General features: G+C 44.5%; 19 protein-coding genes and 1 other RNA gene. 5 read left to right on the top strand and 15 right to left on the bottom strand.

Annotation, left to right across the window (positions count from 1 at the left end; genetic code table 11):
• Positions 1 to 432: 432 nt before the first annotated feature.
• From AC1YY3_RS01110 to AC1YY3_RS01090, 5 genes are all read right to left on the bottom strand, one after another.
• The gene (locus AC1YY3_RS01110; protein WP_481825052.1) at positions 433 to 1437 is read right to left on the bottom strand and encodes a DUF475 domain-containing protein; all 1005 of its coding nucleotides are present in this window, start codon (positions 1435 to 1437) and stop codon (positions 433 to 435) included.
• 147 nt (positions 1438 to 1584) lie between these two features.
• Positions 1585 to 1737 carry a hypothetical protein gene (locus AC1YY3_RS01105; protein WP_481825053.1) on the bottom strand — a complete coding sequence of 51 codons (153 nt, stop codon included), beginning with the start codon at positions 1735 to 1737 and terminating at the stop codon, positions 1585 to 1587.
• 14 nt (positions 1738 to 1751) lie between these two features.
• Positions 1752 to 2396, bottom strand: coding sequence for a transcriptional repressor LexA (lexA, locus tag AC1YY3_RS01100; RefSeq protein WP_481825054.1), 645 nt, complete (start codon positions 2394 to 2396; stop codon positions 1752 to 1754).
• A 182-nt stretch (positions 2397 to 2578) separates the two neighbouring features.
• Positions 2579 to 3727, bottom strand: a complete 1149-nt coding sequence (gene lpxB, locus AC1YY3_RS01095) for a lipid-A-disaccharide synthase (RefSeq protein WP_481825055.1) — start codon at positions 3725 to 3727, stop codon at positions 2579 to 2581.
• Between the two features lie 17 nt (positions 3728 to 3744).
• On the bottom strand, positions 3745 to 3867 hold the full coding sequence (locus AC1YY3_RS01090; RefSeq protein ID WP_482194243.1) for a hypothetical protein: 123 nt from the start codon (positions 3865 to 3867) through the stop codon (positions 3745 to 3747).
• 245 nt (positions 3868 to 4112) lie between these two features.
• Between AC1YY3_RS01090 and AC1YY3_RS01085 the strand changes: the two genes are divergently transcribed.
• Positions 4113 to 4898: a formylglycine-generating enzyme family protein gene (locus tag AC1YY3_RS01085; RefSeq protein ID WP_481825056.1), complete on the top strand. Its 786-nt coding sequence runs from the start codon at positions 4113 to 4115 to the stop codon at positions 4896 to 4898.
• 109 nt (positions 4899 to 5007) lie between these two features.
• Here the strand turns inward: AC1YY3_RS01085 and rnpB are convergent.
• Both rnpB and rsmI read right to left on the bottom strand, forming a co-directional pair.
• Positions 5008 to 5364, bottom strand: an RNA gene (gene rnpB, locus AC1YY3_RS01080) — RNase P RNA component class A.
• Positions 5365 to 5478: 114 nt separating this feature from the next.
• On the bottom strand, positions 5479 to 6342 hold the full coding sequence (gene rsmI, locus AC1YY3_RS01075) for a 16S rRNA (cytidine(1402)-2'-O)-methyltransferase (RefSeq protein WP_481825057.1): 864 nt from the start codon (positions 6340 to 6342) through the stop codon (positions 5479 to 5481).
• A 44-nt stretch (positions 6343 to 6386) separates the two neighbouring features.
• Here rsmI and AC1YY3_RS01070 point away from each other — a divergent pair, with 44 nt between their 5' ends.
• From AC1YY3_RS01070 to AC1YY3_RS01055, 4 genes are read left to right on the top strand one after another with little or no spacing between them, the layout of a single operon-like run.
• On the top strand, positions 6387 to 6776 hold the full coding sequence (locus AC1YY3_RS01070; protein WP_481825058.1) for a hypothetical protein: 390 nt from the start codon (positions 6387 to 6389) through the stop codon (positions 6774 to 6776).
• Entirely contained in the window at positions 6773 to 8218 is a 1446-nt protein-coding gene (locus tag AC1YY3_RS01065; protein ID WP_482194242.1) for a penicillin-binding protein activator, read from the top strand. The genes AC1YY3_RS01070 and AC1YY3_RS01065 overlap by 4 nt, the downstream gene beginning before the upstream one ends.
• A 1-nt stretch (position 8219) precedes the next feature.
• Positions 8220 to 8582 (top strand): YraN family protein, encoded by a 363-nt coding sequence (locus AC1YY3_RS01060; protein WP_481825059.1) that lies wholly within the window; start codon positions 8220 to 8222, stop codon positions 8580 to 8582.
• Between the two features lie 16 nt (positions 8583 to 8598).
• Positions 8599 to 9192, top strand: coding sequence for an SIS domain-containing protein (locus AC1YY3_RS01055; protein ID WP_481825060.1), 594 nt, complete (start codon positions 8599 to 8601; stop codon positions 9190 to 9192).
• Between the two features lie 11 nt (positions 9193 to 9203).
• On the opposite strand, the gene AC1YY3_RS01050 is transcribed toward AC1YY3_RS01055, so the two are convergent.
• From AC1YY3_RS01050 to pyrF, 8 genes are all read right to left on the bottom strand, one after another.
• A complete protein-coding gene (locus AC1YY3_RS01050; protein ID WP_481825061.1) occupies positions 9204 to 9689 on the bottom strand; it encodes a flavin reductase family protein in 486 nt (161 codons plus the stop codon).
• Between the two features lies 1 nt (position 9690).
• Complete coding sequence (nadC, locus tag AC1YY3_RS01045; RefSeq protein WP_481825062.1) at positions 9691 to 10518, bottom strand: carboxylating nicotinate-nucleotide diphosphorylase; 828 nt, start codon at positions 10516 to 10518, stop codon at positions 9691 to 9693.
• Positions 10515 to 11411 (bottom strand): hypothetical protein, encoded by an 897-nt coding sequence (locus AC1YY3_RS01040; protein ID WP_481825063.1) that lies wholly within the window; start codon positions 11409 to 11411, stop codon positions 10515 to 10517. Before AC1YY3_RS01040 ends, nadC begins: the two co-directional genes overlap by 4 nt.
• Positions 11412 to 11565: 154 nt before the next feature.
• Complete coding sequence (locus AC1YY3_RS01035) at positions 11566 to 11799, bottom strand: hypothetical protein (RefSeq protein WP_481825064.1); 234 nt, start codon at positions 11797 to 11799, stop codon at positions 11566 to 11568.
• Complete coding sequence (locus AC1YY3_RS01030; RefSeq protein WP_482194241.1) at positions 11789 to 12295, bottom strand: hypothetical protein; 507 nt, start codon at positions 12293 to 12295, stop codon at positions 11789 to 11791. The genes AC1YY3_RS01035 and AC1YY3_RS01030 overlap by 11 nt, the downstream gene beginning before the upstream one ends.
• Entirely contained in the window at positions 12292 to 12528 is a 237-nt protein-coding gene (locus AC1YY3_RS01025; protein WP_481823847.1) for a hypothetical protein, read from the bottom strand. The genes AC1YY3_RS01030 and AC1YY3_RS01025 overlap by 4 nt, the downstream gene beginning before the upstream one ends.
• A 209-nt stretch (positions 12529 to 12737) precedes the next feature.
• Positions 12738 to 13832, bottom strand: a complete 1095-nt coding sequence (locus AC1YY3_RS01020; RefSeq protein ID WP_481823846.1) for a lytic murein transglycosylase — start codon at positions 13830 to 13832, stop codon at positions 12738 to 12740.
• A 106-nt stretch (positions 13833 to 13938) separates the two neighbouring features.
• Positions 13939 to 14649 carry an orotidine-5'-phosphate decarboxylase gene (gene pyrF / locus AC1YY3_RS01015; RefSeq protein WP_481823845.1) on the bottom strand — a complete coding sequence of 237 codons (711 nt, stop codon included), beginning with the start codon at positions 14647 to 14649 and terminating at the stop codon, positions 13939 to 13941.
• Positions 14650 to 14678: the final 29 nt, after the last annotated feature.

Here is a 14678-nt window from a genome sequence, read left to right as displayed (position 1 = left end):
GCATGTGTTAAGCATACCGCCAGCGTTCAATCTGAGCCATGATCAAACTCTTCAGTTTAATTGCATGTGTGTCCCTTTTAAGATAGGACACCTAATCTTTTTTGGTCAACGAAATATCCCGTCGTTTGAATTAACGGAGTACCTTGTGTCAACCTGTGTCTCTAGACACAGAATGCCAACACATGTACCCACACTCATTATTTTGGTCTGCTTGTTAAAGAGCGTACAACAATTTACTTTCGCTGCACTTAGTCCAACTATTCTACAGAATTATTCGGGGTTGTCAATGGGGGAAATGCTTTGCAATGCCGATTTATCCAAACAATCAATCATGAAAAGCGTTCGCAATAGCCAAAGTAGTTATTAGCATAACCACAATTTCCAAAATCTAGCGGGATGAAAGACTATACAACATTGAACATGCCGTTTATCTCAGGCATTTTTTTTATTGTAACGTATAGAGGAAAATATCGATAACGCGATCAAGATCGCTCCTACCAAACCTGTTACTACCTCACTGATGTGATAGCGCATACTGACCAGCATAATCCCCGCCAATACACCTATGGCATAGTGTGCGCCATGTTCTAAAAATACGTAATCATCCAAGGTTCCCCTGTTTACCAAGTAGACTGTCAGGCTTCTGACGAACATGGCACCTATTGCAAGACCAAGCATGATGATGATGACATCTTGCGTAATCGCAAACGCGCCAATAACACCGTCGAATGAGAATGAGGCATCCAGCACTTCAAGATAAATAAAACTCATTATTCCCGCTTGTTTTACGACACCAGAAACCTGATCTCCTTGCTCCTGATTTTCAAATAATGCGGCAAAACTATCAACGATCACAAATAAGATTAACCCTGAAATGCCTGCCACTAAAGCTTCTAAGCGAATTTCTGGTGGCAACCATTTCTGTATTATCAGTAACAAACCCAATGCCAGAATGATTTCAATGGCTTTGAGCTTGCCCAAGGCAGACACACGCTCCTCTATCCTACCTAACCAATGCAGTTCTTTAGCGTCATCCAGAATAAATTTGAAAAACACCATCAACAAAAACATGCCACCGAACGCTGAAATCTGGACATGGACATTATTAAGATGCTGCGAATACGTCGCTGGATCTTCTAATGCCATTTGAGTAACGCTGATAAAATCAAGGCTAGTGGCAACCGAAACAATCAGTACCGGGAACACCAAGCGCATACCGAAAACGGCAATCAAAATACCCCAGGTTAGAAAATACTGCTGCCATCGTGCACTCATCCGCTTTAAAACGGACGCATTCACAACCGCATTATCAAACGATAAGCTAATCTCAAGAACTCCAAGAATCACGGCGATAAACACGCCTATCATGCCGCCCCACCAAAAAGCAGTAGCTAGACAAAGAGCTGAAATAAAAAAAGAAAGACGAAAATGTTGCATTAAATACTCGTGTGTTTGAAGTCGCACCACTATAAGAGTATTTATTTATAAAGCAACCCTATCTACTTTTAAACTCAAAACATACAACCAGTACTCTTGAGACAAACAGCCTTCATGATTTTCCCTTTCAGTTTGAATATAATCCATTCAAAAACCAACACCAACCAGAAAAACCGCCACCAACAATACAGCAATAGAGAACTCTTCCAATTGGTGCATCAAGGAAAATCGACCTTCCTGCATAATCATTTCGATACGGTTAGTCACTTGGTCACGCATGTGTACATTTTTATTTAACATGAGATTGCTCCTAATTAATGATTGGAATAGCTACGCATTTGCCCTACCAATACACCTTGAATTTCCACCTGATGTGGCGAGTAGCGCATGGCTTCCATTTTGGCATTGGCGGGGATGAGTAAGGTTTCGTGCGGGTACTGCTCGATGAATTTCAATGTCGCTTCGGATTTATTGACTAAAGCCACCACAATTTCGCCATTACGGGCATAGCTGCGTTGCTCAATAATCACCCAGTCGCCATCGAAAATGCCCTGTTCAATCATAGAATCGCCCTTGATTTTCAAGACATAACAAGGTTTTTGAGTTTTGAGCTGGTCGGGGATGGCCATATAAGAGATAGTTTCTACCGCTTCTATTGGTCGTCCTGCTGCGATATATCCCACAAACGGCAAACTGCCCAGATTATCTGAGCCACCATCCGACCCGCTGATTAATTGTTTGGCGTATTCTGTTAATCGGATACCGCGTTGTTTACGTTCGGGTGCTTCAATCAGCTTGGCCTCTATTAAGGCTTTGATATGTGCATGTAATGAACCACGAGATTTCACGCCAATGCTGACACAAAGCTCTTCTAGCGTCGGCGGATGCCTGAAACTGTCTTGATTTTGACTTAAAAAATCGAAGACTTCTTGCTGTTTGCGGGTTAATGTGAATTTCATTTTGATCTCTATTTGTTTTGTTATAAAATTAGCACAAGAACTAAAACAAAACAAGTATAGAACAAATATTTTTTAAATTTTAACCGTCTTTCCTTTTAAATAACATGTCTACTTTCTAGGTAAAAAGCGCGTATTTTTATCGTAAACTATAATAAATCAAATGGTTATATGGCTTATTTATCTTAACTCGCAAGCATCTTCAAAGCCAACAAAGCTATAATTTTAGATCCCCCGCCCTTACCGAGTCGTTGCTTTACCTGATGTAGATCTTCATGTATTTGTTCTGCATAAGGCTTGTTTGTCAGTATCTTACTTATTTCTGCTACCAGATTTTCAGCACTGGCTTCATGCTGAATCAGTTCCTTAACTGCCAATTTACCCAAAATAATATTCGGCAAACCGATATAAGGTATTTTTACCAACACTCTCCCCAACCAATACGTTAACGGTGCTAGTTTGTAGGCAATGACCATAGGCACACCTAATAACGCAATCTCCAGGCTTGCAGTACCTGATGTGGTCATGATGGCATCACAGCACTGGATGACATCGTAGGGCTTATGTTTGATGGTGGTTATCATTAACCTTGTTGATCTTAAATGCTCGGCCAGCAGCGTATCGGGGATTGAATCGGCTTGCGGTAATAGAAAGTGAATGCCAGGAAATTTAGTTTGCAGTTCATGAGCAGCGGCTAACATCACGGGTAACATGCGATCTATTTCATTCCTGCGACTGCCCGGCAAAATGCCTACAACGATCTTTGCTGTACTCAAGCCAAATAGCTGTATATCCTCATCTTTGCTGCGTTGAGGATGGACTTTATCCACAGAAGGATGTCCCACATAACGTACCGGCACACGTTCAGCTTCGTAATAAGGCACTTCAAAAGGGAAGATTACCGCCATCATGTCGATGACTGCCCCGTATTTTTTTACACGGCCAGGTCGCCACGCCCAAACCTGTGGACTGACATAAAACAAGACTTTGATACCATTCTGCTTGGCAAAACGCGCCAATTTGAAGTTAAACTCCTTATAATCCACACAAACCAGCAAGCCGGGGCGCTCTGCCAGTAAAAGCTTTCGCATAGCTTTTAACGTGCGGAGAATTTCTCCAAAATGCTTGATAACCTCAATCACACCAATTACCGCGATAGCAGATGAGTTATAACGGATGTCGATACCTGCTTGCTCCATTTTTACACCACCCATGCCAATGCCTTTAATATCGGGTTGATGCTTTTTTAGTTCCATAAACATGCTGGCAGCATGTTGATCGCCAGACGACTCGCCTGCACTAAAAAAGATTTTAAACGGCTTATTTTGGGACATGTTGGCTTAAGGGCTATTCAGCTAAGGTCGCAGACTGGATTTAGATAACTTATCAACGTTTGCCTGATGACCTGATCGAGCTTATTGGCTACGCCCACAAAATTAATATCTAACACATTGACAAACATGTCTTTTTTCACAACCCGTCAACCCTTTGAATGGTGGATGTTAGCAAGTGCTTAATCCTGCCATTTTACAATAGCTCAATTATACAAAAAGTGGACAATCTTAATAAAAAAGGTAGAGAATTAACCGTGTCTAAAACTAGTCGCATTACTTATATTTGATTAACTACATCATTAAAAAACAAGATGTGCTGCGTTATTTGTCTTAACATAACAAAACCATTATCACCCTAATTCATTCAACGATAAGGATACGTATTATGAAAACTAAGCATAAAACCCTAAGCCCTATTCTTATCACCCTATTTGCGAGCCTTTTTTGTTTATCTTCAGCAAACGCAGTAGACAGTAAGAATTTCGCGGGGATTAAGTTTATTTTTATTCAATCCGGCTGTTTTCAAATGGGCAATGACGACCCACCAACCGACAGGACTGTTGGCGAAACACCTAGCCATCGCGTGTGTATAGAAAAGTCTTTCTACATGGGCGAAACTGAGGTGACGCAAAAACAATGGCAAGATGTTATGGGCAGTAACCCCAGCAAGAGCAAGGTCGAAGACAAGCCGGTGGACAGGGTGAGCTGGAACGACATTCAGGAATTTCTCCAGAAGCTGAATGCTAAAGACGGCGGTACATTCTTCCGGTTGCCGACTGAAGCAGAATGGGAGTATGCAGCAAGAGCCGGTAGCGATGACGATTATAGCTATGGCGACAATCCAGGTTCCCTGGCGAATTATGCCTGGTTTGGCAACTTGGGTTACAAGGGTACGCCTCATGAAGTGGCTCAGAAACAGCCCAACGACTGGGGCTTATACGACATGCACGGCAACGTGTGGGAATGGGTGCAAGATTGGTACGATGGCACGTATTACAGCAGCAGCCCAGCAAATAACCCTTCTGGGCCAGAGACAGGCAAATACCGTGTTTATCGCGGCGGCAGTTATATTGGCAAAGCCACCAACCTGCGTTCAGCCGTGCGTTTTAGTGCTTTACCAACAACCCGTACGCATGATGTGGGTTTTCGTTTGGTAAGGCAGCTTGAGTGAAATTCGGTAAAAATCAGGGTGGAGTTTGCGGAATCTAGGCTTTCATAGCTTCGATTTCCCGTATTAAATTGCACTTCATACGGTCGATTTGCTGCGGATTTATAATAGTAGAAAAAGTCGGCCTATAAGCCGGGTTCTGTCGAGAGCAGCCATTCATCTAGGCTGCAAGTCACCTTGCAGCTCAAGCAATCTACCCAGGAACCGCGCGGGCCACGCGTATATTCCTCTATTTGATCTTGCTCCGGGTGGGGTTTACCATGCCGCCCCTGTTACCAGTTGCGCGGTGCGCTCTTACCGCACCTTTTCACCCTTACCCAGTTCCTTTTACAAGGGCTGGGCGGTATATTTTCTGTGGCACTTTCCGTAGGTTCACACCTCCCAGGCGTTACCTGGCACCCTGCCCAATGGAGCCCGGACTTTCCTCCATCCTATCTTGCGATAGGACAGCGACTGCCCAGCCGACTCTTTCTGGCGCAAATTATACCGTAACGGGGTGATGGGCGTTGAAAAAGACATATTACAGAAAAATACTTGGTGTCCCCTGTCTTCATTCATCGTTATTAACTTTGGTATCAGGAAACTACGTGCTTCCCGCTTTCTCCAAATCCAATGCCGCCTGGTAAAGCAGTTTTTTTCTGGCTCCGGTGATTTCTACTGCCATTTCAACGGCGGTTTTGGTGGTGCATTCGCGCATTAGCACGGCAAGTATATTCAACTGTTCTGGGCTGAGGCCATTATCTTCTTTGCTGGCTTTGGCTGCACCTTCTATAATCACCACAAATTCGCCTTTACGCATATTGTCGTCTTGCGTGACCAGCTCCAGCGCATTAGCCAGGGTGATTTTGACGATGGTTTCGTGCAGTTTGGTCAATTCCCTGGCAATTACGATTTGCCGGTCTGGTGGCAGGATGGCTGCCATGTCTTGTAATGCCGCCAAGATTCGGTGGCAGGATTCGTAGAATACCCAGGTCGTCGTTGCGGTCAGTTTTTCGGTGAAAAATGCCTTACGAGCCGATGAGGTGCGCGGCAAAAAGCCTTCAAATGAGAATTGCGTGACCGGCAAGCCAGCAGCCGATAAGGCAGCAATCAAGGCACAAGCTCCGGGAATAGGCACAACGTCTAAGCCCACATCTTTAACCCTGCGTACCAACGGCATTCCGGGATCGCTCAACAGCGGTGTTCCAGCATCAGAAACCAGGGCTATGGACAGTCCGTCACGTAGTTTTTCCAGCAAACTTTCGGCTGCTTTTTCTTCATTGTGTTGATGGAATGACATAACCTTATTGCTAATGCCATAATGGTTTAGCAATAATTTGACGTGGCGGGTATCTTCGGCGGCAATCAAGTCCACCTGTTTTAAGGTTTCTATCGCCCTGAAGCTGATGTCTGCTAAATTACCTATTGGTGTCGCGACCACGTATAATTTGCCGTATTGGTTTGACATTTAATCCCTGATTTGAATTGATGTTTCACACAAAGGTAAGACCTATGAGCCGTTACTGCCCAATCATTCCACTTTTCTGTGTGCTGCTGTTGTATGGCTGCGTAAAACTGCCCGATAACTATGGATTGTACCAAGAACAGCCTTCGGACTGGGCAATCGAACAAAATAACACCCGTTTACGGTCTATTGAGTCCTTAATTCAAAGCGGTAAAGGCAATGCCGCCAAGCAGCAGGCTGATTTAATCAATGCGGCTGAACTGACGCTGCAACAGCAAGCGCAATTTAATCTGTTATCTGCTCAAATCCTGCTCAGTTTTGGCGAAGCAGAACAGGCAATCAGCAAGCTAGCTATCACGGAAACTGGGCAACTGGGCAACTGGGCATCAACGATAAAATCAAGCTCTACCAATCCGAAGCCTTTGCTTATTCCTTGACGGGAAATCTTTTGGAAAGTGCCAAAGCCAGGATTGCCCTGGATACTTTTTTGACCAAGCCGGATGAACGCAAAAAGAATCAAGGCGTGATTCTCGAAACTTTGGGCTTATTGCCAGAATCCGTCGTACAAAACCAGAAAGCCCAAACAGCTAACCTGCCTGAATGGATGTCCGTTGCTAAAATTCTGGCTTCAAGAAATCAGAATCCGGCTAATTTTAATTCCGCGTTGGTGGGCTGGCGGTCTGCTAATCCAGAGCATCCCGCAAACATTTATTTGGCATCGGTAAAAACTTTACCGAACGAACTGGCAACTTTACCCGATGAATATGGCGAAACCCCCAGTTCGATTGCCATACTATTACCAGAATCCGGTCCGTTTTTAGATCCTGCCAAGGCAATTAAGGCTGGCTTTATAGAGGCACATAGCCGCGATAATAGCCGTGGCGCTAAACCAGCCTTGCATTTCTACGACACCGAAAAAGGCAAAACTGCTGATCTGTACCAAAAAGCAGTTAAGGAAGGCGCAAAGCTGGTGATCGGCCCGTTGAATAAAGAAAATATCTTAAGCCTTGCTAAAACAACTTTGGCTGTTCCGGTACTCGCACTCAACCATGTGCCTAACCTGAGCAAACAAAATCTTTATCAGTTTGCATTAAGCCCGATAGATGATGCTGCCGAGATCACCAAAAAAGCCGCCTTGGACGGCCACAAAAAAGCCCTGTTGCTGATGCCAAAAAACGACCAAGGTAAACGTGTTTCGGCTTATATTACTGGTGATTGGCAAAGTCTTGGTGGTATCATCATGAATAAGCAGACTTACGATCCAGCTAAGTCAGATTTAGCAATTGTTATGAAAGACCTGATTGGAGTTAATGAATTAAAACCTGTGCAACAGGCTACTACCCCGACTGCCCAAACTACGCCAAAAAAAGAAGAACATACAGTTGCCCTGTTTTTAAGCGCATACAGCAAGGAAGGCCGCGCAATTAACTCGATTATCCACCAAAACGGAAACCTGCAAGTTTACGCCTTACCCGCTATTTACTCAGGTATACCAGATTCAATGAACGATACGCCACTTAACGGGATCACTTTTTGCGATATGCCTTGGCTGTTTAACGGCGCGTACAGCGGCGAACTCAGCATGATGTCGTTAAGCAATGTTATCAACCAATTTCCCATATCTTACATACGCTTAGTCGCTATGGGCATTGATGCCTACCATCTTGCCGGAAAATTAACGACCTTAAGCACAACGCCCTATTCCGGCGCGACAGGCAAGCTATCCCTAGATAGCGATAACCGCATCAAAAGGAATCTGGTCTGTGCGAAATTTGCGATGGGGCAACCGGAGCTTATCGGTTTTACCCATAGCCCTTCTGAAGTCGATTATAGCGGTGCTGGCAAGCCGACTGGGGGAACGACTCCAGCTTTGCAATAGCGTGTTACTTAAGATAAAACAGAAAGCGGCACACTTACTGCGTGGAGAAAGCGCGGAAGACCAAGCTCATACTTTTTTGATTAACAAAGGCTTGCAGCCAGTTTGCCGCAATTACCGCTGCAAACAAGGCGAGTTGGATTTGATAATGCGTGACCGGCAATCATTAGTCATTGTTGAAGTACGCTACCGCAAATCTAACGTTTACGGCAGTGCGCTTGAAAGCGTTACAGCCAGCAAACAAGCCAAAATAATCGCCGCCACGCAGCATTATTTATCGACATTACGTGCTGATAGCCCACTGCGTTTTGATGTTGTTGCTATCTCCGGCAATGGCGATATTAACTGGATAAAGAACGCTTTTTGACCACCATACCTAATTCATGAGCTTACAAAACCGCATCATCAACCAATTTACCGACAGCATCCAAACCAAGCAGGATGCGTTAGGTGAGCTGTGCGAGTTAATCGAATTAGCTTCACAACGCATGGTGGCGGCGTTATTGAATGACCGGAAAATTTTAACCTGCGGCAATGGTCGTTCCGCTGCTTGCACTCAATTATTGTCATCCGCCCTGCTCAACCAGTTTGAACGCGACCGCCCGTCGTTACCTGCAATTGCACTAACGGCCGACATGACAGCGATGACCGCTATCGCCAATGACCACAGTTATGAGGACGTGTTCGCCAAACCTATCCGTTCGTTAGGTCAAAACGGCGATGTGTTAGTGACATATACTGACGGCAACCATTCCGGCAATATTGCCAAAGCCATTAAGGTGGCACGTAGCAAAGACATCACCATCATCGCGCTGACCGGCGATAGAAGTGATAGCATTTCAGCGTTATTAACAGAACGGGATTTGGAACTACGGGTTACGTCCAGTTCGGCAATTCGTACCCACGAAGTCCACGTACTGATTACGCATTGCTTGTGCGATTTGATTGACCATCAATTGTTTGATGGGATGGGTTGAGACCGGAAAATTTAACGCTTGTAAAGCTCGCTACTCCCATCCATATTCCCCGTTTGGCTATACAGCAACGGCCAACCTGAATTCAGCTCCACCGTAGCTATCACTTCACACACGGCAATTTTATGGTCACCCGCATCGGAAAAATGGCTGAGTTTACAATCAAAATACGCCAAGCTATCAGCCAATACTGGTGCATTCGTTGATCCAGTTTGCCAGCGATAAGTGGTCATTTTCTCCTTAACGCCTGATTGCCCAAAATGTGCCGCAATCGCAAGCTGGTCTAGCCCCAGGACATTGACGGTACACACGCCACTAGCCTTTAGCAAGGTATACGAATAATGTTCTGGGTTGATGCTGAACGCAAGCATCGGCGGCGCGAAGGAAACCTGCATCACCCACGCGGCAGTGAACGCATTTTGCTCTTTACCATTGGCAACAGCGATAACGTACACGCCGTGGGTTATTTTATTGAACAATAAGTTGGCATTTTCGATCATGTTAATTCACCAGATTAACCCGCATACTTAAGTCAATCGCCTTGATATTCTTGGTCAACGCGCCGATGGAAATGTAATCAACGCCTGTTTCCGCAATGGTACGGATATTTTCCAACGTGATATTGCCGGATGCTTCCAGTTCAATTTCATTAGTGTTCATGGCGACCGCCGTCCTCATATCGTCCAAGCTAAAATTATCGAGCATGATACGGTCAGGTTTTGCGGCAATTGCTTGTTGGAATTCCTGCAACGATTCAACCTCCACTTCCACCGGAACCGATGATTGCTGCCGTGCTAACGACACAGCATTTGCGATAGAGCCTGCGGCAATAATATGATTTTCCTTGATTAACACACCGTCATACAAGCCTATTCGATGGTTATAACAACCGCCACAGGCGACGGCATACTTTTGCGCGTTTCGTAACCCTGGGATGGTTTTGCGGGTGTCTAGCACTTTGCAACCTGTTCCGGCAACGGCATCGGCATATTGCCTTGCCACGGTTGCGGTCGCAGACAAAGTTTGTAGCAGATTTAGTGCGGTGCGCTCGCCCGTCAACAAAGCCCTGGCTGGACCTTTGAGCGTACATAAGCTCACACCTGCATTGCTGATGTCGCCTTCCTGCACTAACCAATGGATTGCAACATCAGTGTTCAAATATTTAAACACCGCAGCAAACCATGCCTGACCACACAACACCATCGGCTCTCGCGTCATCACAGCGGCTTCTGCTTGTAAGATTTCAGGAATGATGGCGGCGGTAATATCACCTGTGCCGATGTCTTCTTGAAGATAAGCACTGATATCAAGGATGATTGCTGTGGTCATTTAGTGTCTGATTTTGTGCTAATTTTTTCCACGAAAATAAGCGTTATGCGCTTTAGCTCAAGCAACATGCGACGCGTAATCGACATCAATTTACCCATTTTTTGCTCGAAACCGCCCCCAGCCATGTCGTTTTTTATGCGCTGATAATGCACCCAAATACCATCCACATAAACCGGCTTAAACAACCACATTTCCATGATGGAAGTCACCCACATAAAGATAAACGACACGCCCATGCCCATCCCCGCAAAAATCACCAACCAGGCAAACATCGGGAAAAACTTAGTCAGCCACCAGGATAAAATATCCGTGACCAAAAAAACATAAGGCATACCGACGGCAATACATTTGTATTTAACGCTGGTCGTCTCCGAAAAACTGAAAATAATGCCCACAAACATAAAAATAAAACTGATGCCGAACATGTGGATGTGCGAACCACGGGTCAGCGAAGCCAGTGTAGCTCCTTCATCCTGGGCGGTATATTTTTTCAACTGTTCAAAATCGTTGAAGTTAGGCAGACCGGAAGCGTCCTTGTTGTGGCACATCACACAACGCTCTTGAATAATCTTTTCGATGCCGTCAGCTTTATAATCATCAATATCAGCCCCGTCCCTGTCCCACTGGATGATGTCAAACCGCTGCTGTTCCGAAGCATTGTCCTTCATCGAGCCGTTCAGTTTCTGTTCCAATACCGTACCGGAACGATTGCCGTAATAGCTGTAAACAATATCGTCCACCGACAAGCCGAACTTACCGTCCGCCATACCGTGAGTCAGCAATATCTGGATCAGTGCGAACATGTAGCCAATGCCAACGGTAATCAAATAGCCGGTAAATAATACCTTGATAGGGGTGTCGTGGTCTTTTAGGGGGGTGAATTTTGATGCCACAAGTTTTCCTTATGAATTTGAGATCTACGTAGGGTACGCATCGCGTACCATTATCAAAATGTTCCGAATTAACTAAGCTCCGAAAAAGGTACGCGATGCGTACCCTACTCGGCTGCCAAATCCAGTTTGTTTGGTGCATTTCATGCACCCTTGGTTAGTTTTCTAATTCGTCTTCCGAAAATATTAACAAATCATTGGCTGAAAATTGAAGGTTAGCTTCATGCCGTTTAAAACCCTCATAAACAATCGACATAGCTTGAGTTATTGTTTGATTCGTCCCATTTGGATCAAGTAGGGCTATAGCCCCATGGATTTTTGTTAGGAGATCATGGTATTCATAAGAAGGAACACCCAGTTTATGAGTTGCAAAATACAATTTAGTATCCAATTAATAGAATGCCTTTTAACGGCAAATGAAGTCGATTTGAGATATAAAGCGTTTCCAAAAAAGTATGAACAATTTCAAAATCGGGGTGTCCCCTGTATGTATTTCTTACGGCTATTATTAAATATTCAACTTCAAACATCATGCAAGCCTGAAAAATATCTTTTAAAAATTGATTGTTTTCAGTTGCTCTTCCCGCCTCAACTTCAATAACAATTTTACCGTCTCCACTCAAAGCATCAGCATTAAACGCTTTATCAATTTTATTATCAAATCCAAAAAGAACAGGAACATTTATTTTATCAATCTTTGATTTACTTACTTCTACTTTAAAACCTATTTTAACAAGAGGACTTTTAAGCTCCTTCAAAACATCGTTGCTTGAAAGATTTTTAAATTCGGAATCTATTTTTTGATTAACCTCGCAAAAACAATCAATTACTTCCTTGATATTTGGGGTTATACCTTGTGATCTAGGAAATAATTGATATCGAATCATATAACTTCGGTTAATAATAAAGTTCTTAATTCATCTTCAGGTAAATCAATTTGATTTTCCTCGACAAAGTAATAAATTAATTCATCAATGTGCATAGCTTCTTCAGAAACATAATTACTACCGACTTCATTCATTAATGCATCGTTTAATGAGGTAGTTGAGATCAATACTTCATAAAACTCACTTAAATAAATCTCTCTTGATTTATATTTTTTGTTGCGAAACTTAATCATGTAAATATCTATGCAGTTATCAGCACGCAGGTCGATACCCGCCTTACAAATTTCGGTAGTGTGTTAAACCTGTATTTTTTGATGAACTTATCGGCTTCATATCGGTGAGTCGCGTGTATTTTGGAGTGACAAACCTAGGTTTGTCACTCCGCCCACTATCAAGTCACAGGTTTAACCCACTACCCAAATTTCCTGCCGTACGCAGCTACTTAATTCGCCCCCACCTGCGAATACTGATAACGATTTTTAATCGCCTGTGCCAATTGATGCACGGCCATCGCATACTTGTTGCTGTTGTTGTAGCGTTTGATGACTTTGAAATTGGGGTGGACGCGCCAGTACTCCATACCTTCGTAAGTGCTTAATTCGATGACGGACGCGCCGTAGGAATCACTGGCGGGTTGTGTGACTGGGCTTTTGTAATCCCAGCCACTTTTAGAAAAATAATGTGCGACGCTGCCGATGGCATCATCAGGATGCCATAAATCGCGTTGTCCGTTACGGTCAAAATCGACAGCAAGCCTACGGAAACTGCTGGGCATAAATTGCCCCAAACCCATCGCACCTGCCCACGAACCAACAGGTTGGCGCGGGTTGTAGCCTTCTTCGCGGGTCATGAGCAGGAAGTTTTCCAATTCCGACTGAAAGTATTTGGAACGCCGATAAGTATGGAAAGACAAGGTAGATAAGGCATCAAACACGCAGGTTTTGCCAATGTTTTTACCAAAATAGGTCTCTACGCCGATAATGCCGACGATATATTCGGGATCAACGCCATAAGTGGTGCTGGCTTTGCTGATGGCATCGGCATTATTGTGCCAGAATTCCGCACCGTTTCTGATGTGTTGCTCGGTGAGGAACTTACCGCGATAACGCGACCAACTGCCAGGTCGCGCTGGACCGGAATTGCTGGATGAAGGACCTTCCAGTTTAACAACCGAATCCAACCGATTAGCTTGTGCGAATAAGCCTTCCAGATAGGATTCCGAAAACCCATGCCTATTTACCATGTGCTGAATGAAACTTCTTACTGATGGAGAATTGGCATAACTACCTGATGTGCCGTAAGAATCACCATAGGATTGACCATAATCAGTACTAGATCCATACGACGGCACTTTGGGTTTGTAGGGATTGTACGGCTGAATAGGTTTGGCTGGCGTGTACGGCTTGGGGGCAGTGGCCTGCGGGTAGTTGCTTGCATTAGGGTAAGCACTGTAATCGGGGGCAGGATCGCTTGCGCAACCGACCAATATTGTCAGCAAAGCCACTCTGATTAGGTTTTGATGTAAGGATTTTTTCACGGAAACACCTTCCACTGTAAAATTATTTAACCGTTATGCCCTTCTGGGAAATTGAAGGGGATTTTTTTCAGATCCTCTTAACCGTCACTGTCCAAATAGAGTGCGGCTAACGACTAGCAAGCCCTTCTGCTATTTCATCCTGGAGCTTTTTGATCGTACTGATCGGGTCTTCCGCTGTCCTTATTGGCCTGCCTATAACCACATGGTTTGCACCATTAATAATGGCATTACGTGCGGTGGCAATGCGTTTTTGGTCATCTTCGCCTTTCACGCTGGATTCTGGACGTATCCCAGGCGTGACGATAAAAAAATCGTTGCCCAGCCCATCACGTATCGGCTTGGCTTCTAACGCGGAAGACACCACGCCATCACAACCTAGCGCAAAGGCTTTTTTGGCACGAATTAGCACCAAATCCTCAACCGAACCTGTCATCCCCATTTGCCGCATGTCAGACTCATCAAAGCTGGTCAATACCGTTACGGCCAGCACTTTGACATTGCCACGGTCAGTAAGTGCAGCTTTGATGATTGCATCATTGCCGTGGATGGTGGTAAGGCTTACACCGCGATCTTTTACCTGCTGAATAGCAAGATGCACGGTTTCTGGAATATCAAAAAATTTCAGATCGAGCATGACTTGATTGCCACGGTCGATGATGAAATCGACGATGTCCCACCAACCGGACAAAAACAGTTCCAGCCCAACCTTAAAAAATTTGATGTCGCCGTCTAGCTTTCTAACCCATTGTTTTGCTTCATCAGGATTAGGCACATCCAGTGCAAAGATAATGCGTTCGTTGAGATTGATATTGTTCACAAGTCGTAATGTGCGAGAATTAATTGCAA

The sequence above is a fragment of the Methyloglobulus sp. genome (assembly GCF_964779595.1).
The sequence above is the reverse complement of the archived record's forward strand: the minus strand, read 5'-3'. Positions and strand labels throughout refer to the sequence as shown.